The sequence below is a fragment of the Proteus terrae subsp. cibarius genome, assembly GCF_011045835.1.
In the GTDB taxonomy this organism is placed as follows: Bacteria; Pseudomonadota; Gammaproteobacteria; order Enterobacterales; family Enterobacteriaceae; genus Proteus; species Proteus cibarius.
Map to the genome: position 1 here is coordinate 3,460,546 of NZ_CP047349.1, position 19,722 is coordinate 3,480,267.

Annotated in this window: 20 protein-coding genes; 10 read left to right on the forward strand and 10 right to left on the reverse strand. The window is 33.1% G+C overall.

Annotated elements, in window-relative coordinates:
- Positions 1–5 precede the first annotated feature (5 nt).
- From GTH25_RS15880 to GTH25_RS15920, 9 genes are read right to left on the reverse strand one after another with little or no spacing between them, the layout of a single operon-like run.
- On the reverse strand, positions 6–920 hold the full coding sequence (locus tag GTH25_RS15880; RefSeq protein WP_164530742.1) for a FliM/FliN family flagellar motor switch protein: 915 nt from the start codon (positions 918–920) through the stop codon (positions 6–8).
- A complete protein-coding gene (locus GTH25_RS15885) occupies positions 917–2,158 on the reverse strand; it encodes a hypothetical protein (protein ID WP_075673513.1) in 1,242 nt (413 codons plus the stop codon). Before GTH25_RS15885 ends, GTH25_RS15880 begins: the two co-directional genes overlap by 4 nt.
- A complete protein-coding gene (locus GTH25_RS15890; protein ID WP_164530743.1) occupies positions 2,136–2,600 on the reverse strand; it encodes a type III secretion protein in 465 nt (154 codons plus the stop codon). The genes GTH25_RS15885 and GTH25_RS15890 overlap by 23 nt, the downstream gene beginning before the upstream one ends.
- Complete coding sequence (gene sctN, locus GTH25_RS15895) at positions 2,584–3,885, reverse strand: type III secretion system ATPase SctN (protein WP_075673515.1); 1,302 nt, start codon at positions 3,883–3,885, stop codon at positions 2,584–2,586. The genes GTH25_RS15890 and sctN overlap by 17 nt, the downstream gene beginning before the upstream one ends.
- A 3-nt stretch (positions 3,886–3,888) precedes the next feature.
- Positions 3,889–4,302: an InvB/SpaK family type III secretion system chaperone gene (locus tag GTH25_RS15900; protein ID WP_075673516.1), complete on the reverse strand. Its 414-nt coding sequence runs from the start codon at positions 4,300–4,302 to the stop codon at positions 3,889–3,891.
- Between the two features lie 8 nt (positions 4,303–4,310).
- Complete coding sequence (locus GTH25_RS15905; RefSeq protein ID WP_159363604.1) at positions 4,311–6,416, reverse strand: EscV/YscV/HrcV family type III secretion system export apparatus protein; 2,106 nt, start codon at positions 6,414–6,416, stop codon at positions 4,311–4,313.
- A 25-nt stretch (positions 6,417–6,441) separates the two neighbouring features.
- Complete coding sequence (sctW, locus tag GTH25_RS15910) at positions 6,442–7,518, reverse strand: type III secretion system gatekeeper subunit SctW (RefSeq protein WP_075673518.1); 1,077 nt, start codon at positions 7,516–7,518, stop codon at positions 6,442–6,444.
- Positions 7,519–7,522: 4 nt separating this feature from the next.
- Positions 7,523–9,235: a type III secretion system outer membrane ring subunit SctC gene (sctC, locus tag GTH25_RS15915; RefSeq protein ID WP_099660488.1), complete on the reverse strand. Its 1,713-nt coding sequence runs from the start codon at positions 9,233–9,235 to the stop codon at positions 7,523–7,525.
- The gene (locus GTH25_RS15920) at positions 9,219–9,974 is read right to left on the reverse strand and encodes a helix-turn-helix domain-containing protein (protein WP_075673520.1); all 756 of its coding nucleotides are present in this window, start codon (positions 9,972–9,974) and stop codon (positions 9,219–9,221) included. Before GTH25_RS15920 ends, sctC begins: the two co-directional genes overlap by 17 nt.
- Positions 9,975–10,268: 294 nt before the next feature.
- Here GTH25_RS15920 and GTH25_RS15925 point away from each other — a divergent pair, with 294 nt between their 5' ends.
- The 7 genes from GTH25_RS15925 to GTH25_RS15955 are packed head-to-tail and all read left to right on the forward strand — an operon-like array spanning position 10,269 to position 14,364.
- Positions 10,269–11,345 (forward strand): PrgH/EprH family type III secretion apparatus protein, encoded by a 1,077-nt coding sequence (locus GTH25_RS15925; RefSeq protein ID WP_164530744.1) that lies wholly within the window; start codon positions 10,269–10,271, stop codon positions 11,343–11,345.
- Positions 11,346–11,396: 51 nt separating this feature from the next.
- The gene (sctF, locus tag GTH25_RS15930; protein ID WP_075673522.1) at positions 11,397–11,651 is read left to right on the forward strand and encodes a type III secretion system needle filament subunit SctF; all 255 of its coding nucleotides are present in this window, start codon (positions 11,397–11,399) and stop codon (positions 11,649–11,651) included.
- A gap of 23 nt (positions 11,652–11,674) precedes the next feature.
- Positions 11,675–11,959 carry a type III secretion system inner rod subunit SctI gene (gene sctI / locus GTH25_RS15935; protein ID WP_164530745.1) on the forward strand — a complete coding sequence of 95 codons (285 nt, stop codon included), beginning with the start codon at positions 11,675–11,677 and terminating at the stop codon, positions 11,957–11,959.
- A 2-nt stretch (positions 11,960–11,961) separates the two neighbouring features.
- Positions 11,962–12,723, forward strand: coding sequence for a type III secretion system inner membrane ring lipoprotein SctJ (sctJ, locus tag GTH25_RS15940; RefSeq protein ID WP_075673524.1), 762 nt, complete (start codon positions 11,962–11,964; stop codon positions 12,721–12,723).
- Entirely contained in the window at positions 12,704–13,267 is a 564-nt protein-coding gene (locus GTH25_RS15945) for a type III secretion protein (RefSeq protein WP_075673525.1), read from the forward strand. The genes sctJ and GTH25_RS15945 overlap by 20 nt, the downstream gene beginning before the upstream one ends.
- On the forward strand, positions 13,248–13,943 hold the full coding sequence (locus GTH25_RS15950; protein ID WP_075673526.1) for a type III secretion protein: 696 nt from the start codon (positions 13,248–13,250) through the stop codon (positions 13,941–13,943). Before GTH25_RS15945 ends, GTH25_RS15950 begins: the two co-directional genes overlap by 20 nt.
- Positions 13,927–14,364 carry a hypothetical protein gene (locus tag GTH25_RS15955; protein WP_231040266.1) on the forward strand — a complete coding sequence of 146 codons (438 nt, stop codon included), beginning with the start codon at positions 13,927–13,929 and terminating at the stop codon, positions 14,362–14,364. The genes GTH25_RS15950 and GTH25_RS15955 overlap by 17 nt, the downstream gene beginning before the upstream one ends.
- Positions 14,365–14,370: 6 nt before the next feature.
- Here the strand turns inward: GTH25_RS15955 and soxR are convergent, their stop codons facing one another.
- A complete protein-coding gene (soxR, locus tag GTH25_RS15960) occupies positions 14,371–14,820 on the reverse strand; it encodes a redox-sensitive transcriptional activator SoxR (RefSeq protein WP_075673527.1) in 450 nt (149 codons plus the stop codon).
- A gap of 117 nt (positions 14,821–14,937) precedes the next feature.
- Between soxR and GTH25_RS15965 the strand changes: the two genes are divergently transcribed.
- Genes GTH25_RS15965 through GTH25_RS15975 form a run of 3 tightly spaced genes read left to right on the forward strand, consistent with a single transcriptional unit; the run spans position 14,938 to position 19,599 of the window.
- Positions 14,938–15,360, forward strand: coding sequence for a DoxX family protein (locus tag GTH25_RS15965; protein WP_075673528.1), 423 nt, complete (start codon positions 14,938–14,940; stop codon positions 15,358–15,360).
- A gap of 45 nt (positions 15,361–15,405) precedes the next feature.
- Complete coding sequence (locus GTH25_RS15970; RefSeq protein ID WP_164530746.1) at positions 15,406–16,509, forward strand: efflux RND transporter periplasmic adaptor subunit; 1,104 nt, start codon at positions 15,406–15,408, stop codon at positions 16,507–16,509.
- Between the two features lie 12 nt (positions 16,510–16,521).
- Entirely contained in the window at positions 16,522–19,599 is a 3,078-nt protein-coding gene (locus GTH25_RS15975; RefSeq protein WP_164530747.1) for a MexW/MexI family multidrug efflux RND transporter permease subunit, read from the forward strand.
- The last annotated feature ends 123 nt before the right edge of the window (positions 19,600–19,722 follow it).

The window sequence follows — 19,722 nt, forward strand, 5'->3', positions numbered from 1 at the left end:
ATTATTTAATCTTGCTGTACATAAGCATGTTGAATTTCAACAGCAAATCGCTCACCAACTTTTATTAACTCCCCTTGAGCGATAGCAACACCATTAGCAATTAATGTGATATGGCGTAATGCATTATCTGGTAAAGTAATTTGTTGCCCTGGTGATAACTCTTCAATTTGATCAAGTAACATCACCTGACTTGCAAGTAAAAAAGAGAGAGTAACAGGAATAGATTGCACCCCTTTCAACTCTATATTTTTTTGTAATGACATTTCAGTATCTTCGGCTAACGCTTCACTCTCTGTTTCATGAGTAAATAACTTTTCATCTAAAACCACCGTATTTTCTCCTTCTTGCCACTGATAACGCATCCATTTTTTTTCACCCATAATAAGTGAAAAATCCATGCTATCAATCAGTACAATATCGCCCAAAGAGAGCGTTTTTAATAATGAAAATGACATTGTACTTTTGCCAAATTGAAATTGAGCAATAGCACTAATTTTATTTTTTAATGGTAATGCCCATTCATAATTCTTTTCAAAAGAACAAATAAATATATCACCGACTTCAGTATTAATAATCGGGTAACTAAAGTTTTCTTGTTCTCCTAAACAGATATTATCAACCATTAATGACATGGGCTCTTTCGAAAAAGGCAACAATATTTGTGAACATTTTTGAGAGAAAAGAGTATGAAGATAAACGTCCGGAACAATCTCCCAATCTATTGTTTTATTAGAATAAATTTTATCCATCACTTGACTTACTTCGATAATCCCCGTGAATGAACCTAATGTATTATTACCTTTTATCTTAAAATAATGGGCCGAAGAAATAGGTGATTTGGATGTATATAAAGATGATAAAATATCCATGAAATGACTATTTTTTTTATTAGCACTATTTTTAGGATCTAAAATTATCATTTTTCATCTTCTTTATTATCAGATGAAGGATCTATCGCATTAATATGCCAATGGTTATTGTCATTCTCTAATGAAAGGGATAATCGCCCTTGATATTGGCTAAAATTTTCTAGAGATGATTGATAAACTCGTCCAGTAGAAGCTATTAATTGGATCTTTTTATCAGTATCAAAATTCACTTTCATTTGATGAAGTTCGTTTCCCCATTTTTTAAAAATATAAGTAATACTAGGAGGTTGAGATAAGGCAGATACTCTTTTATAAAGGAGGCTAAAAGCAGGAATATCAAGTATTTTTCTATCAGATAATGGCTCTGGTAACATTTGCTGATATTCTGGTTTTATACTATTAAATGGGATTACATCACTAACATTCTCTTTCGCTTTTTCTTTATATAGATTTTCTATGTTTGAATTTTTATTTTCAACATTTATTAGTAAAGTATTTTTATTTATATTTTTACTATCTAAATGATCGATGTCTTTAGATGATTTACTCTTTTCAAAAACAACACTATTTTTAATATTAATTAAATCTTTTTCGTGTTTTAATTCAATTTTATTTTTAATGTTATTTGTTTTCAGCTTATCAAGATAAGGCTTACTATAAATATTCTCTTGAATTTTATCAGTATTTTTTCTCTTTTCTAGTTTTTGGATAATTTTATCCTTATGCATATTGGTCGTTAAGTCATTAAAATGAGTACTTACTTCTTTTTCGTCTTTAAATATATCAATAGCTTTTACTTTATTAGATTCAAAATTAATTTTTTTATTTAAATCATTTTCAATGACACTTTCATTGGCCTTATTCGTCTTATTTTTTTCATAACGAAAAAAAACCTTTTTCTCTATTTTACTTTCTTTTTCAAAATCACAAATTTGTGAATATATTTTTCTTTGGGTTAATAGCAATCCTTCTATATTTGAATAGTCAATTTCTTCTTCTTTTTCATCGTCTAATGTATTAATTGATTTATCAGTTTTTATTTTTAAACTTTCTTTTAAATCATCTTTTAACTCAATAAACTCTTTACAATCAAGATGATAAAAATCAGCTAGCTTTTGTTTTATTTTGCTGAGTTTTTCAGGAGAAAGTTGTTCTTTTTCAAGATGTAACAATGCTATTGTTGTAGAAAGCGATGATAATTTTTTAGAAAAAACAGTTTTACTTTCACTGTGTTTTTCAGTGATTAAACCTTTATTTAATCTTATATTATCTGTCTTTATGGACATCATACAACACCATCTCCTGTATTTCGTTTTGTTCTAGTCTTTCAATATATAACTCTTTTTCTCGCGCTTTTCTTTCAAGATAAAGCTTCATTTTATTTTGTTTTTTGATTATTTTTTCTCTTTCTTTTTTTAAAAATAAGCTTCCTTTTTTTAGTTTTTCTAATTGATACTCTATTTCTTTAATTTGGCTAATAGCAATATTTAACGAAGCTAATAAAATGGCTTGTTTACGTTTTTGTTGATTTAAAGAGAGTGTCGAATAACTTCCCACTTTTTCATAAAAAGGGATCTCTTTTTCTAATGCAGATGCTAATAAAGTTTGCTCTTCTTTTTTACTTTCTGCTTCTTTTATTAACCGTTGATATTTTTGTTGCTCTTTCTCTATTCTTTGTTGACGTTTTGCAATCGCATTTATCAAATATTGCTGATTAAGAGGTAAGCGCATAAAGTTGATTTAGTGTTTGTTGAAATTCTGCTTTTTCTTTAAATGACTGAATAAGAAAAGCCTCTATTGCTGATTGCTTACTGACAGCCATATCATTTAACTCATTTTCTCCTGTACGATATTCTCCTAGCTCTTGTAATAATTTGATATCCTGTAAACGCATCAATATTTGCCTTATTTTTAACGCAGCCTCTTGTTGTTCTCTATTTGTTATTTGCTGAAATATACGACTCACACTCCCTAAAATATCGATAGCTGGATAATGACCAGAAGCCGCTATTTTTCGTGAAAGATAAATATGCCCATCTAGAATAGAACGGATTTCTTCACCTATAGCATCTGGCTCATCATCACTTTCCAGTAAAACAGTATAAAACGCAGTAATGGAACCTTGATGAGTCACCCCTGGCCTTTCTAAGATTGCAGGTAATTTATCAAAAACAGAAGCTGGATAGCCTTTACGAACCGGAAGCTCACCTGCTGTAAGTGCAACATCTCTTAAAGCTCGACAGTAACGCGTCATAGAATCAATAAATAACACGACATTCTTACCTTGCTCTCTAAAATATTCAGCAACTGTAGTAGCAACTAATGCAGCATTACAACGTTCTATTGCTGGCTGATCAGAGGTAGAACAAATTAATACCGTTTTTTCGCATCGTTTGTCACTTTTTAATTCCTCAACAAATTCAGTAACTTCTCGCCCTCTTTCACCTATAAGCCCAATAATAAAAATATCAGCCTGAGAGAAACGGATAAACATATTCATCAACATAGTTTTACCCGTTCCTGCGCTGGCAAAAATCCCCATTCTCTGCCCTAATCCACAACTGAGTAATCCATCAACTGCACGAACACCTGACTCAAATATTTCTGTAATAGGGCGCCGTTCATTAAATGAGGGAGGATGACCATCAATAGGTAAATAGGAATAGAAATTTTCTTCTACCTCTTTATTATCACTGAATCGTAATAGGCAATTACCTTTAATATCGATCATACTCCCTAAAATATTAGGACTTAAAGCAACAGAAAAAGCATTACCCGTAGGTACTACGATTATTTGCAAAGAATAGCCTTGAGAGCTCCCCATCATACTTAAAATCGTAGTACCGTTGCGAAAGCCAATCACAATTGCTTCACCAATTATTTGCCCATTAGTAATAGAATCTTTTAATAGACAAATTTCTCCAATAAATACACCTCGCAACATCACTTCAAGAATATTGCCTTGTATTCGTATAGGGTGTGCTGCATGATGAAATATTGAAAATTTGTTATTCATTTTTTAATTAATAAGTTGTTGATGAATATTATTCATCATCTGAAAATATTCATCTATTGCTTTTGCCATTGATTCACCATTTTGCAAAGCAATAGGCATAAATGAAGCCCGAAGTTCTAATTCAGATTCGACTTTCACTAAAGCGGGTTGACCAGGATAAAAACTTTCTGTTTGATTGTTAATATTATTTAATAATAATGAAGTACTTGTTTGTGATAATAAATTTTCATTATATTCACCGAGCACAGACCAGATCATTGGAACTTCATCAACCACTAATAAATTGATATCCGGCATATCTCCTAAACTGATGGTTATTGTTGAATGATTATCCACAGATTTTCCTTCTGAGAATAAATCACTTCTTCCAATGACATTCATAGCATCCATAATCAAACTTGCTAGATCAAAAGACATAATTTCTCCTAAATAGATTGTAGAACGTTGATTTCGATATCTGATGTAATTTCATCATAAGACAACACAGATAATTGTGGATACTGTGTTTCTATTAGTTTTTTAACAAAACGCCTTATATCTATTGCTGTTAAAAATATATAATTTTGTATATATTTAATTTCATCAATAGTCGCAGATATTTTTTCTATTATCATGTCAAGCTCAGCAGGTTCTAAGTTTAAGAATGTACCTGAAGAACTTTGCCTTATTCCATTGCGAATTATTTCTTCTACATGATGAGATAAAATAATTACATTAAGTTTTCCATCATTTGAAAAAAAATGGCTAATATAGCGTGAAAGTAATGAACGAATATGTTCAGTTAAAAGTACCGGATCTTTCTCTTTACTTCCCCACTGCACTAACCCCCCTATAATTGTTTTTATATTTCTGATAGGAATTTTTTCTTGTAATAAACGTTGTAAAACATCATTAATTCGTTGAATTGAAACTTGCCTATAACACTCTTTTAAAAGTTCTGGCGAGTTTTCTTCTACTTTATCAAGAATATTTTTTGTTTCTTGTATCCCAAGAAATTCAACAATATTAAATGTAATTAAATGAGAGAATTTTCTATAAAAATAAACCTCTGGTAATTCTAATTGGTAACCTAACAATTCAACTTGTTCTTTATCACTTTTATTAATCCAATAATTTTTTATATCCTTATCTTGTATTTCTATTACTTTAAAATTCAAAGATAAAATTTCATCATTAGGATTTTCTATACGAATAAGAGGGAAAGGGCAATCAAATTCATCAGCCTTAACTTCATTTATTAAAACAATAATTTTATTATCATCAATTTTATCAGAATAATGAATAATAATATCGGGGAGCAATACACCATATTGTAAAATAAATTCTTTTTTTAACCATTTTTCAAAAACGAGTCTCGAAAGGTATGCTTTTTTCTTAGACGATACAGTAAGAATTAAAGGCAATGTTTCCGCTTGAGATAATGTAATATTTTCTTTTGATAAACTATTTTCATCTTCTGAATCATTTTTATTTGAAAATAGATTCGAAATTAGTCCTTTTTTACCATCTGTATCTAAATCACTATCTTCATCCTTATCTTCTTTATTATCTGTTAGCGTTTCTTTTTTCTTATTTTTCCATTGTTTTTTAAAGAAATATCCACCTAATATGACAGATAAAATAAGAAATACGGGTGTTGGAAATCCGGGCAAAAAACCAATGATAAAAGCAAGGATCGCAGTCACTAATAGTGCAAAATCTTGAGCAAGTAACTCGTTCATAATGCTAAAACCAAGATTATTATTTTCCCCACCTACACGTGTAACAATAAATCCTGCACTAATAGAAATAAGTAATGCTGGAATTTGTGCAACTAGCCCATCACCAATGGTTAAAAGCGTATAAGTATGCAGTGCCTGTGAAATTGAGAGATCCATTTGCGCCATACCAACCGAGATCCCTCCTATTAGATTAACAAAGATAATCACAATACCAGCTATTGCATCACCTTTAATAAACTTCATTGCACCATCAAATGAACCATATAATTGGCTTTCTTGCCCTAATTCTTTTCTTCTTATTTTCACTTCTTCATTATTAATAATGCCAGATTTTAAATCAGCATCGATGCTCATTTGTTTTCCTGGCATTCCATCCAAAGAAAAGCGAGCTGCCACTTCTGCAACCCGCTCTGAACCTTTAGTGATAACTAAAAATTGTACGATAGTAACAATAGAGAAAACCACAAAACCAACGACTAAGTTTTCACCGATGACAAACTCACCAAATGAAGTAATTATTTCACCCGCATCCGCATCTAATAATATTAATCGGCTTGTACTAATAGAAAGCGCAAGCCGAAAAAGAGTCGTAATCAACAATAATGCAGGGAAAGTCATAAAATTTAATATACGAGTAATATAAAATGAACTCATAAAAATAAGTAAAGAAATCGTAATGTTGAGTCCAATAAGAAAGTCTACAATATAGGTTGGTAATGGTATAATTAACATCATAATAACCAAAACCATAACCGATAATACGATTAACTCAGGTCTGTTTTTTATTGCCAAAAGAAATCTATAAATCATAGAAATTACCTGTGAATTATTTTACTTATTTTCTTTGTTGATATTGTTCTAATCGAAGATAATTATCTATAAATTTTTGCATGATTATTTGGCATTCATCTCTAAAATCATAAGATAAATACAATGACTCAGGATATTCATTAAACATTGTTTTCAACCCTTGTAATAGCTTCATCTTTATATTCGTTAAATAATTAAGCCACTCATTTTCCAAGAGAGAAATTAAGTATTTTTCCATTTCATCAGGAAATGTCATACCATAAAAAATTAATTGATAAAGATCCTTTTCAGTTATTGTATTTTTTAAATCTTTTTTTTCTAATGTTTTAACATTCATTTCTATAAAACTATATAAAGTACGTAACTTATTAACCCTCTCTAGTAAATAACCAAACTCTGAACTTTTCGAACAACTTGGCATTAATGATTGCATATCACAAATTAAGCTTTGAGTTAAAAAATTCAAAATAATAGTACACTGCTTTAGATCATATTCTTCAATCCACATTTGAAAAAAATAAATAGGTTCAAGATCAAGATTGATATAACTACGATAAAGATTTCTTAATGTTGAAGCATCGAGAGAAAGTAATTTAGCAAATGCTTTTGCTTGCAAAGCAATATTAATTCCAGCTCGAATTTGCTTTCCATTTTCACCTTCAAGTAGATTGTTTATCTCATTCTCAATTCCTGCATCTAACTGCGCACCTAATTTTTTTTTCCTTAATAATTCTCGTAAGACCATAACGAGATCACTTTCATCAGGAAACATTTTACGCAAATATTGAAGTAATTCTTGCAAACTTCGCCCTGATTTTCTAAACAACATCATCACTTTATCTAATTTTTTATCAGCCCCCTCTTCTGCAATATATAATGTATTTTTTCCTCTATTAGCTTTTTTCTCTAATCTTTGACCAAAGCGTTGCGAAAAAAGAGTGGCAACCATAGACATATCATCAGATATCTCTATTAATTGATTTTGATAATTTTGGCTTTCAGTGACTTTAGGTTGTTTATATTCGGTTTCTTGTTGGCTTTTTTTACCAATACTGGTAGACGCAGAATGTGTTGAAGTAAAGGTATTAATTGGCCCAATCATGACATTACCTCATAAAAGCCTGAAGTTGTTTTAATGCCTGAGATGTTGTTTTATCCATCGGTTGAAAGGGACTTTTAGTGACACCACCTAACGACTCTATTTGAGTTTTTTCTAATAAACGTGGCTGTAACATAAAAATTCGGATCATTTTTTTATTATTATCAGATTCATATTTAAATGCTCCGCCAATTAAAGGGATGGCACTTAGAAAAGGAACTTTAGTTTCTGCTTTCACGTTATCTTCTCGCGTATATCCACCAATTAATAAACTTCCTCCTTCAGAAACACGAGCCACAGTACTAATATTGGTACGGTTAATCACAGGTAATTTTTCAACACTTTCATCATTCCCGTTATCATCTTTTTTCTCTGCGCCATCTTCAAGATTAATAATCATCTCAATATCTTTATTTGAGTTACCAATACGTGGTAATACACTGATCATTGTGCCAAATGTTGTTGATTCTAATGAAGCAACACGCTCACCTTTTATTTGCGTATAAAAAGTTGTGTTATTATCAAAAATCGCGGGAGTATTTTCTTGTGTTAATAATATTGGGCGAGATACCATTTGAGCTTCGCCATCTTCACTTAATGCTTTTATTTTACCTAAAAAGTTAAAACCAGATGCGGCACTTAAACTTGCTGTATTAAAAAAGAAACTGCCTTTATCAGCACTATAATTTGCTTGCCAATTAACACCTAGACTATCTGCCTTATTTTTAGAGATATCGATGATCCATAATGACAATTCAACTTGTCGTTTAGGTTTATCTAATTGAGCAATAAGTGAGCCTATTAATGCTAAACCTTCTCGGCTTGTTTTCACTAAAAGACTATTTGAACCGGGTAAAGGGACTAATTCGACATTATATTGCCCGACTTGAGTGATAATAGGCGTATTAGTTTCTTCAATACCATTTACCTCTCCATCGTCTTTTGGGATATTGCTATTTTCTAGAGTTTCTCTAGGCTCCACATTTGTTGTTTTGATTTCTTTAGTGGACATAAAGAGTTGCTGTAAAACAGTAGTAATACCAGGTAGTACTACTTTTTCATCACGCAGACTATAAGTTCTATCTTGTACAAAAGTATTTTTTAATGGAAATATCTGTACAAATTCATCACCATAACGAGAACTTCCCACTGGTACTTGGTTATTTGTATTTTCATTAATTTGCTCTTGCACATCATTATCTAAAAACTCAGCAGCAGCTTTGACTAATTTAATATAAACAGGCGGGCCAGAAATATAAAAAGTGCGTTGATCTCGACCTGCACGTAGTGGATAACGTGGATCATATAATCCAACATCCTGTAAATACCCTTTTAGTTCGACTAGGCTTATATTTTTTACCTGAAAGAGTTCTTGTAAGATCTCACTACTTTCATAAACATAGACTGATTTCCCATCATTAAAATAGAGTAATGACAGACGTTTCACCATCAATTCAAATGCTTCTTCAGGTGAAGAAATATCAAAGTTTCCAGTTACTCTCTCCTTTTTTACAGCACTACTCAAAATAAAAGGTTTATTTAATTTATCTGATAGCACAAGAAAAAACTGCTCTACCCGTGTATCAACAGCGATAAACACATCAGGTTTTTTTACCTGATGTGTATAGATAACCTTTCCTTGCGTAGCTTGAATTTGAAAAGAAAAACTACAACAAAGTATTAGCCCAATGACACTATAAATTTTATTTTTTGTTTTCATAAAGATGTTGACCAATTCGACGAAATTCTGTTGGTGTAATGCCAAATAGCGTCTTAATTTCATTCGAAAAATGAGACGCAGAACTAAACCCATTATCGACAGCAATTTGTGTTAATGACTCATCAGTTGATAACGTCGTTAAAATAGAAGATGCTGCACGCCATGAGCGCAATTGACTTTTTCCACAATTACCTAAATAACGTTTACATAGTCGTCTAAAATGTGTACCAGATACTCCATACCGCTCTCCAATTTGTGCAATATTACTTTTCTTCTCATCTAGATAACTGATGAGATGTAAAATAAGCCAATAACTTTCACTATGTCTTATCGTGACAAATAACGGCTCTAATTGGCTTTCCGCTTTTATTGCTTCATTTATTAATACATATTCTAGAGATTTATTTGTATCTTCTATATAAAAAATCTGCTGATTAATATCAAATTCAGATCCTATTGCCGTCATCTTTGAAAAATTACGAGCATAATCAATAAATGCTAATAATCTTGCACAAATAAAAAATGATCGTTTTTCAATTTTCCATGATTGATTTTCAGATTTAAAGATAACATTTTCATTTTTGGAATTATAAATAAAAGCCTTTCCTTTTATAATTTTAGTCGTTTTTTCATCATATATTCTTACTAGAGAATCATTATCCTTAGGAATGCAAAAGAACAATGAATTTCCCAATAAAATATTTTTATCGCCACTTATTTTTATATCATTTATTAACATAAAGAATACCTTGTTTTATCTTGTTAAATAATAAAACTTAAAGAAAGTAAGCTATCAATCAACTCATTCTTATGTTTTTGCTTTATATAAAGCTACAATAATATCACCTATTATTAACTATAAAGATGAATACCAAATTTTTTCTGTTTATTATTTAAAAAAAGCATTAGTAATATATCAACACCTACTATCAAATAAAAAACATGTGCTTTTTTTTAAAAGAAATTGAGTAACCACTTCACTAAACTATATTTAAATCATGAATTGATAACATTTTATCATTAGGCTAAATCTATGTTTTATTACATTTATATTCTTTCTGGTCCATTAAAAGGAGCGACAGTTCCTTTACCGCCTAATCACTATTCTTTTTTTTTACAAAATAAAGAGCCTTATGATAATAAAGAAGAAAATGAAAATAGGGTGCTTTATATTCCTTGTGACAATAAGGAATGTGAAAAAAAGCTCGCTATTATACTTGATGAAAATAATAGTGAAAATAATAAATATAAAATAGAAAGTAGCTTTCTATCAAAAGAAGTCGATAAGGAATACTCATTATCATTAGAAAAACCCGTGTACTTCAATGATATTCCTATATTTCTAGTCAGTAAAAAAAGTGATTTCTCACTTAACTCATCTCATTTTAAAAAAAATAAGATGCCGTTAATTACTCGTAAAAAAATATTCACATTATTAATGTTATTTATATTAGTTCTTATTACATTTTTATTTTATATAAATAACCCAAAAGAAAAATCAACCACATCAATTATATCAAAAAGTTTAAATTTTAAAGGTTTTCAAGGAAAAAATAGATATTATTGTATTTTTGATGATTCATACTCTCCTTCAACAGAAAAAAACAGTTTAGAAAATAACGTTTTTTATATAGATAAAAGAAAAATAGAAAATTTAATTATTGAAAATAGTTATAAAAAAACACATTCAATTTTTAAAGATAAACACAAACCAATTATTAATTTTATTTATCATAATGATAAGGAAAAACTAAAGATTATTGATGCAATAAGTAGTTATTTTTCGAAAGATTGTTATCCCATCATTAAAGAAATTTCTATTTCAAGCATTATTAACGATATAAATGAACTAGAGTTAACAAAAACAATTGGTTATACCATTGAAGAAAAAAATAACGGTTTAACTTTTATTTTTGATGACTTATTAGGTAAGGAAAATAAAGAAAAACTTGATACTTATATCAAAAAACAAACGACTATTTTTGGAAGAAAATTCATCTTTTACCGTGAAAATATAAGTAATCCAATACTAAAAAACAAAGCAACCTTACAAGAAGAACGTGGGTATATCTTTCTTGACAATCAACATCGCTATTTTCCCCAAGGCTAATAGTGGTATTTATAAGCAATAACTTAGAATTAAAATTAGAGGAATAATATTATGCCAGCCTATCCAGTTGCCGACGATGTAAGCTCCATTGAAAAAATTGATGACTATTTTCAAGAGCCAGTTAAAAACCAAAGTGATGCATTAAAAACCGCACTAGATGCATTAAAAGCAGATACATCAAATGCCGCAGCATTGGCTGATTATCAAGCCAAGCTCGCTGAATATAATATTACGCGTAATGCACAATCAACATCGATTAAAGTTGTGAAAGATTTAGCAATGAGCATTATCGGGAATATGCGTTAATTTTTTTATAATGGAGATAATATATGGCAATTACCCCTGTAGTTACTGCGCATTTAACAATGCCACTAAATGATAACAATAATAGTGATAATAACTTATCTTCGATGATGATAAATACGGTTACAAATAGCTTTCAATATGAAAAACAGATCCAAGAAAAACTAACAACATTAAGTCAACTAAGTGATACTCAAAGTTATACCAAGCTACAAACCACACTTAATGACTATACAATTACAATGAATTTAGCGAGTACTTTAGCCAGAAAATCACTGAATATTGTTGAAACATTGCTCAAGGCTCAATAGTAATGAAAATGCGATATCTGTTATTGGCATTATTATGTTGCCTGTTCCCATTATTAAGTGGATGCAAGGATCAATCATTACTCACTAATTTGGATCAAAGACAGGCAACAGAAATTCAAGCTGTTTTGCAAAAACACCAAATAACCAGTACGCGTAAAGCATTAGGAAAAGGATTATTTGATATTTCTGTTAAGCAAGAAGATATGGGCATTGCGATTCAAATTCTAGAAGAATATCAATTGCCCACATTATCTCGAATTGAAGTAACGCAGTTATTTCCGTCAGATGCATTAGTATCATCACCACAAGCCGAAAAAGCACGTTTAATTTCAGCTATTGAGCAACGATTAGAACAATCATTACTCACTATTGATCATATTATTGATGCGAGAGTTCATGTGAGTTATCCAATCTCTCCTACTGAACGTATTATTCCACCTCCTCATGCCTCAGCATTGGTTTTTTATGAAGAGGGTATGCTTGATAATAACCAGCTAACTGACGATGTCCGTGCTTTTATTCATAATGCCTTTAGCGATATGAATGAGGATAATATTACTGTTTTGTTATATCCAAGAAATATCAATAAATTCAATATGACAAATAATCAACCTTATCAAAATCATTCTGATTCATTCTTTAATTCTTGGTTATTTCTAAGCTTAGTATTGGTTGTGATCGTCGCTATCATTACAGTTTCATTGATAATATTTCGACGCAAAAAAACACTGAAAGAAGAAAATAATGACAAATCTGACTTCTGAGCAATTCGAAATGATATCTAATGTGATGTATGAACCTCTTAGTTATCTTCATACAGATTACAATGTATTGGCTTCAAAAGAAGAAAGTGTAATCTGGCAGAAATTAGCTAATCGCCAATTAATTCAGCAATATCAACTTATTAATCAGCTTGATTGTGATATCGATATCATTGTAGAAAAAATTTTCACCCATTGGGCATTACTTCCGCGTTGCGCTCTATTTTTAGGTTATTTTTATTCTAGAGAGACTATTTTATTATCGGGTAATTACTATCAGCTAGAGCCACAATTAAAAGCATTTTTATCACTTTACCCTGTTTTAAATATCGATAAAAAAATAACGACTCTACAGAAAAATATCGTCCCAATGAATATCGGATATCAATTGCTATTCAATTTTATTGATCGCATTTCGATGGCACTTTCTCAACGCTTTGCATTACTTTTTGCACCACAATCGTCATCAATTGAACTACCTCAATCACTTTTTTTATCTCGCTCACTTTTTCTTTTGGTATTAGATTATGCTGCGCTCCCTGTCTAAGAATCTTTTAACATACACTTGTGAGGGCGTATTAATACGATCTCGCTATGTTCGACAGCTTGATGATATTTATAAAATAAAATCAGCAGCCAAACACGCTGCAAAAAAAATAATTCGAGATTTTAATAACAAACTAGAAAAACATAATAAGGAGATAATAAGCCAAGCCTATAGTAAAGGATTACAGGCGTTATTAGGGGATATTTTAAGTTTTGTCGTTCAATATCAAGAAAAACTAACACATTATGAATGTCAGCAAAGAAAACAATTAATAACAACTATTGCCCAATTTTTTGATTCACCCGAAATTCAAACTGAACTCACACACCGTTTGATTTCAACAATACCTTCAGATAAAAAAATCACTCTCGATATTCCTACAACATTACGCCGTTATCTTGAGAATAAGCTCAATCAGCTTGATATCGAACTTTACACTCATGAAAGTAAAACAATTGCTGTTCATGCCGGTGATCAAATTACTTTTTTTGATCCTGCAATATTCATTGATGATCTAAAAGCACAATTCCATCGTCCTTATACTGAATCTTATCAACCTGTTTTTACTAAAGAAATTAAAGAAATTCTACTGAAATATATTAATACATTCGATGTATTCGATAATATTTCCTCTCAAAGTAACATCTCTAGTGAGCATAATGAAAATGAAGATTGATGCTTTAAAACCACAAACGTTATATGGATCACAACTTTCTTTGCTCGAACCCAAACAGCTCGGCAATAAAGGATCCGACCCTTTAATACCCATATTAAATTCTTCTTTTTATCAATCTTTAAAAGGGGACAACATTAATAGTGCCAAAGATGTATTAGCATTATTAAACCAATTTGATGTCAAAAATGAAAATAACCAAACCTTAAAAGAGAAGCGTCAAGTTGCACTATTAATCTATGCGCGCCAAGCAAGTGAATTGGAAAATAGCGATAATAAAGAGGCTATTAATCAGGCATTAGTTTCAATCCTTTCTTATCAAGGTTTTTATCATCAATTTACTCTCGATTTATTAGGCATGAACGATAACCAAGAAGACTATGAGGAATTTTTTAAACCTGATAGCGCTTCGTTTTCGTTTTAACAGAAACTATAGGATCTGAGCTCCCGCACCCTTCTCACCTAAAATATCATCAGGATTACGTAATGGGCAGTCACTTAACGATAAACATCCACAACCAATACAGTGATCAAGTCCATTACGTAACCGCTTAAGACGGCGAATACGTTCATCTAATCGCACTTTCCAATCCGTTGATATTTCGTGCCATTGTTCTGCCGTTAATTTACTATTTGGTGGATATTTTCCTAGTATTTCCTGAATTTCTTTTAACGGAATACCTGTACTTTGCGCAGCTTTTATAATCGCCACGTAACGCAACACAACCGGTGGGTAACGACGCTGATTACCTGCACTTCGATAACTTTCTATCAACCCTTTTTCTTCATAAAAATGTAACGTTGAAATTGCAACGCCACTTCGTTTTGCTACCTCTCCGACGGTAAGTGCTCTATTGAAATCTATTTTTTCTTTTTTCATTTTTCACTTTTTCCTCTTGACCTCAACTTAACTTGAGGTTTTATAGTCCTCTCCTCAAATTAAGTCAAGTCAGAGGGATACTGACTTTTATTTTTTAAGAATGCTGAGGTCAGATGAATGCCTAATTCAATTGCACGTATTCTCGAAAGTCGCTCTATGTGGCTTATCGCCAGATTACTTATTCTTGTTTTGTTTCTCTCCTCTGGCTTTGCCAAGGTGTTTGATTACCAAAATAGTTTGGCTGAAATGCGTGCAGCAGGATTAAATCCGGATTGGTTTTTTAATATTGCCACCGCGATCATTTTATTTTGTGGCTCACTTTTAGTGCTTTTCGATCGCTATTTATGGCTAGGTGCAGGCGCTTTAGCTCTCTTTTTATTTTTAACTATCGTGATTGTTCATACTTTTTGGAATATGACAGGAGATAAGGCCATGTTATCTATGTATTTCGCAATAGAACATCTCGCTGTTATTGGTGGATTAATCACTACGGCAATAGCAAGTCATTTCAGAGCGTTATGGATAAAAACTAATGCATAAAACGATAAGAAATATAAAAACTTTCACTATGGGATCGGCAATAAAATGAATAAAAAACTGACTATTACAGTATGTGCCTCACTCTTTTTACTCAGTGCAGGTGCAATGGTTTACGCAACCACATCATCAGATGATGAAACACAGCAATTTGCTTATCCACCGACAAAAGTCGCATTAGCAACTGTACAATCATCAAAATTACCCAACAATATGCAAGGTGTTGGGGAATTAGAAGCCGCACGCCAAGTCTATTTAGCAGCAGAAACTAATGGTCGAATTGCTGTGATTAATTTTGAGTCAGGGCAAACCGTTAAAGCTGGCCAAGTTTTAGCTAAATTAAATGATGAACCTGAACAAGCCGAGTTATTACGCTTACAAGCGCAATTAACCAATGCAGAAAAACTCTATTCTCGAACAAGACAACTTTATAGTAAAAATGTCGCAGCTGCCGCGCAATTAGATAGCACCTTATCAGAGCGCGACATGATTGTGGCTTCTATTCTAGAAGTGAAAGCGCGAATTGCACAAAAAGCAATTAAAGCCCCTTTTGACGGTATCGTTGGGATAAAGCTGGTTCATGAAGGACAATATCTAAATGCGGGTGAACGTGTTGCTTCACTTGTCGATGCGAGCCATTTAAAACTCAATTTCTCACTTGATGAACAAACAGCACCCAAAATTTCCACAAAACAGCCTATCAATATCGAGGTCGATGCTTATCCAGAAATGGTATTTACAGGCTCTATAAATGCGATTGATCCTCTTATTGGCTCTTCTCGTACAGTGCAAATACAGGCTGTTTTACCAAATGCTGACAATAAATTAAAAGCGGGCATGTTTGCTCGCGTTCAAGTTACTTCTCCTGATAGTCCTATGGTATTAACCGTACCGGAAACGGCAGTCACTTATACTGCCTATGGAGATACCGTGTTTGTAGCGCAATCTGACAATCAAAAAAACCTTATCGCTAAGCGTGTCTCTGTGAAAGTTGGATTGCGCTACAACGGCATGATCGAAATAAAAGAAGGTTTAGCCCTTGGGGATCAAATTGTTGCATCAGGGCAAATTAAGTTAAGTGATGGGATCTCAATTGAACCTATTGAGCAAGATACATTAACGTTAGCTCAATCAGCGACAACTAAACCATAACGGGAGTTAATAATGAAGTTTACCGATATTTTTGTTCGGCGCCCTGTTTTGGCATTAGTTGTTAGCACACTGATTTTTTTACTGGGCGCATTTGCGTTCAGTAAACTGCCAATACGCCAGTATCCTATGTTGCAAAATTCAACTATTACGATTGCAACAGACTACCCCGGAGCATCATCTGAACTGATGCAAGGATTTGTGACACAACCGATCACTCAAGCCGTTTCTTCTGTTGAGGGCGTTGACTATATTTCTTCATCTTCTGTTCAAGGGAAAAGCTTAGTCACCGTCAGAATGGAATTAAACCGCGATCCAACTCAAGCCCTAACGCAGGTAATGGCGAAGGTAAATCAAGTACGTTATAAGTTACCTGAGCAAGCTTATGATCCCGTTATCGAGCTTTCATCTGGTGAATCTACTGCGGTAGCTTATGTGGGTTTTTCAAGTGAACAGCTTTCTATCCCTGAACTCACTGACTACCTTTCTCGTGTTGTTGAACCAATGTTCTCATCCATCAATGGTGTTGCCAAAGTACAGGTTTTTGGTGGACAACAATTAGCGATGCGTTTGTGGTTAGATGCAGACAAACTGGCTGGTCGTAACTTAACGGCAAGCGATGTTGCAAATGCTGTACGCCGTAATAACTATCAGGCCGCCCCCGGGAAAGTCGAAGGCGAGTTTGTGATTGCCAACGTTTATGTCAATACTGATCTCACTAATGTCGAAGAATTTAAAGACATGGTTATCATTAATGATGGCAATAATCTTGTTCGTTTACGTGATGTCGGTACTGTCGAATTAGGTGCTGTGGCTACTGAAACCAGCGGTATTATGAATGGTAAAAAAGCCGTATTCTTAGGTCTGTTTCCGACACCAACGGGTAATCCATTAGTCATTGTTGATGGTATTCGTGAACATCTTGTTGATATTCAAAAGACCTTACCCCCTAGTGTCGATGTAGAACTGGCATTTGAAACTTCACGTTTTATCAAAGCCTCTATTAACCAAGTAATACAAACCTTAATTGAAGCGATTTTAATTGTTATTGCGGTTATTTACCTCTGCTTGGGATCGTTTCGTTCTGTTCTTATTCCTGTACTTGCCATTCCATTATCGATGTTAGGTGCTGCCGGTTTAATGCTTGCCTTTGGTTTTAGTATTAATTTGCTCACTCTACTGGCAATGGTTTTAGCAATCGGATTAGTTGTGGATGATGCGATAGTGGTTGTTGAAAACGTCCATCGCCATATTGAAGAAGGGTTATCGCCTGTTCAAGCCGCTTTAGTCGGTGCGAGAGAAGTTGCCGGCCCAGTTATTGCAATGACGATCACGTTAGCGGCCGTTTATGCTCCTATTGGTTTAATGGCGGGATTAACGGGGGCATTATTTAAAGAATTTGCCATAACATTGGCAGGTAGTGTGATTGTATCCGGTATTGTGGCATTAACCTTGTCGCCAGTGATGAGTTCGTTAATGCTAAAACCAAAAGAAAATGAAGGCAGAATGGCTAAAATAGCCGAATATGTCTTTGATAAACTGGCTCATTATTATGGTTACGTACTCAATTTTTCTTTAGCTAATCGCTGGTTAACTATTGTTTTTGCCTTAGCTGTGTTTGTCAGCTTACCGTTTTTATATAGTCAGACAAAACAAGAGCTGGCTCCTTCAGAAGATCAAGCGAGTGTCTTAACCGCCGTAAAAGCACCGCAACATGCAAATCTTGCTTATGCTGAACGCTTTAATCAAAAGCTTGATGAAATTTATATGAGTCTGCCTGAAACAGACAGCACGTGGATAATTAACGGTACAGACGGGCCTTCAGCTAGCTTTGGTGGTATAAACTTTGATGGTTGGGATCTCCGAGATCGCAATGCAGATCAAATCCAAGCTGATTTGCAAAATCGCGTCAACAATGTGGAAGGTACTAGTATTTTTGCTTTCCAATTAGCCTCTTTACCCGGCTCGGTAGGTGGATTACCTGTACAAATGGTTTTACGTAGCCCGTTAGGTTATCCCGTTTTATTTGAAACAATGGAACAAATAAAACAACAAGCGAGAGAAAGCGGTTTATTTGTCGTGGTAGATAGCGATTTAGATTACAACAATCCTGTTGTTCAAGTTGCCATAGACAGAGCTAAAGCCAATAGTTTAGGCATTCGTATGCAAGATATTGGTGAATCACTCTCACTATTAGTGGGTGAACATTATATTAATCGTTTTGGTATGGATGGTCGCTCTTATGATGTTATTCCACAAAGTGTACGCCATCAACGCTTAACACCTGCGGCTCTTGCCGGACACTATATTCGTACTCAAGATAATGTGTTAATTCCATTATCAACCGTAGTAAATATTACAACTCAAGTTGAACCTAATAAACTGACACAGTTTAATCAACAAAACGCAGCTATTTTCCAAGCGATCCCCGCCCCCGGCGTCACGATGGGACAAGCGGTCGCGTTTCTTGAAACTGTAGCAGATTCATTACCAGCGGGCTTTAGTCATGATTGGCAATCTGACTCTCGCCAATTTACCCAAGAAGGAAATACATTAGTCTTTGCCTTTATTGCAGCACTTATCATTATTTATTTAGTGTTAGCTGCACAGTATGAAAGTTTGGTTGATCCTTTGATTATCTTAATTACTGTACCGCTATCAATTTGTGGCGCATTAGTCCCTCTCGCTTTAGGGATGGTGACGCTAAATATCTACACTCAAATTGGTTTAGTCACACTAATAGGACTTATTAGTAAGCACGGTATTTTAATGGTGGAATTTGCTAATGAATTGCAAGTTCATAAAAATCTAAACCGTCGTGATGCCATTATTGAAGCTGCAAAAATCCGTTTGCGTCCTGTCTTAATGACCACGGCAGCAATGGTTATTGGACTTATTCCATTGTTATTTGCCAGTGGCGCAGGTGCTAATAGTCGCTATGGATTAGGGCTGATTATTGTGTCGGGCATGTTAGTCGGCACACTGTTTACCCTATTTGTGTTACCAACAATGTACAGTTTCTTAGCTAGAAACCATCAAATCAGCGCTCAAACTGAGCGTCAAAAACAGTTACAGCAAGTTAGTGAGCCGTAAAACTAAAAAATAATAAACAGTAATGTCGTAAACTAATCCCCATTGTGAATGCAATGGGGATTTTATTTATTAATAGGAATACTTTGAAAAATAAACACTACCTTGCTACTCTGACGAGTATTG

Excerpts from the sequence above, each read along its gene's own strand:
- GTH25_RS15880 (WP_164530742.1), bottom strand. The coding sequence starts at position 920 with ATGATAATTTTAGATCCTAAAAATAGTGCTAATAAAAAAAATAGTCAT.
- GTH25_RS15885 (WP_075673513.1), bottom strand. The coding sequence starts at position 2,158 with ATGATGTCCATAAAGACAGATAATATAAGATTAAATAAAGGTTTAATC.
- GTH25_RS15890 (WP_164530743.1), bottom strand. The coding sequence starts at position 2,600 with ATGCGCTTACCTCTTAATCAGCAATATTTGATAAATGCGATTGCAAAA.
- sctN (WP_075673515.1), bottom strand. The coding sequence starts at position 3,885 with ATGAATAACAAATTTTCAATATTTCATCATGCAGCACACCCTATACGA.
- GTH25_RS15900 (WP_075673516.1), bottom strand. The coding sequence starts at position 4,302 with ATGTCTTTTGATCTAGCAAGTTTGATTATGGATGCTATGAATGTCATT.
- GTH25_RS15905 (WP_159363604.1), bottom strand. The coding sequence starts at position 6,416 with ATGATTTATAGATTTCTTTTGGCAATAAAAAACAGACCTGAGTTAATC.
- sctW (WP_075673518.1), bottom strand. The coding sequence starts at position 7,518 with ATGATTGGGCCAATTAATACCTTTACTTCAACACATTCTGCGTCTACC.
- sctC (WP_099660488.1), bottom strand. The coding sequence starts at position 9,235 with ATGAAAACAAAAAATAAAATTTATAGTGTCATTGGGCTAATACTTTGT.
- GTH25_RS15920 (WP_075673520.1), bottom strand. The coding sequence starts at position 9,974 with ATGTTAATAAATGATATAAAAATAAGTGGCGATAAAAATATTTTATTG.
- GTH25_RS15925 (WP_164530744.1), top strand. The coding sequence starts at position 10,269 with ATGTTTTATTACATTTATATTCTTTCTGGTCCATTAAAAGGAGCGACA.
- sctF (WP_075673522.1), top strand. The coding sequence starts at position 11,397 with ATGCCAGCCTATCCAGTTGCCGACGATGTAAGCTCCATTGAAAAAATT.
- sctI (WP_164530745.1), top strand. The coding sequence starts at position 11,675 with ATGGCAATTACCCCTGTAGTTACTGCGCATTTAACAATGCCACTAAAT.
- sctJ (WP_075673524.1), top strand. The coding sequence starts at position 11,962 with ATGAAAATGCGATATCTGTTATTGGCATTATTATGTTGCCTGTTCCCA.
- GTH25_RS15945 (WP_075673525.1), top strand. The coding sequence starts at position 12,704 with ATGACAAATCTGACTTCTGAGCAATTCGAAATGATATCTAATGTGATG.
- GTH25_RS15950 (WP_075673526.1), top strand. The coding sequence starts at position 13,248 with ATGCTGCGCTCCCTGTCTAAGAATCTTTTAACATACACTTGTGAGGGC.
- GTH25_RS15955 (WP_231040266.1), top strand. The coding sequence starts at position 13,927 with ATGAAAATGAAGATTGATGCTTTAAAACCACAAACGTTATATGGATCA.
- soxR (WP_075673527.1), bottom strand. The coding sequence starts at position 14,820 with ATGAAAAAAGAAAAAATAGATTTCAATAGAGCACTTACCGTCGGAGAG.
- GTH25_RS15965 (WP_075673528.1), top strand. The coding sequence starts at position 14,938 with ATGCCTAATTCAATTGCACGTATTCTCGAAAGTCGCTCTATGTGGCTT.
- GTH25_RS15970 (WP_164530746.1), top strand. The coding sequence starts at position 15,406 with ATGAATAAAAAACTGACTATTACAGTATGTGCCTCACTCTTTTTACTC.
- GTH25_RS15975 (WP_164530747.1), top strand. The coding sequence starts at position 16,522 with ATGAAGTTTACCGATATTTTTGTTCGGCGCCCTGTTTTGGCATTAGTT.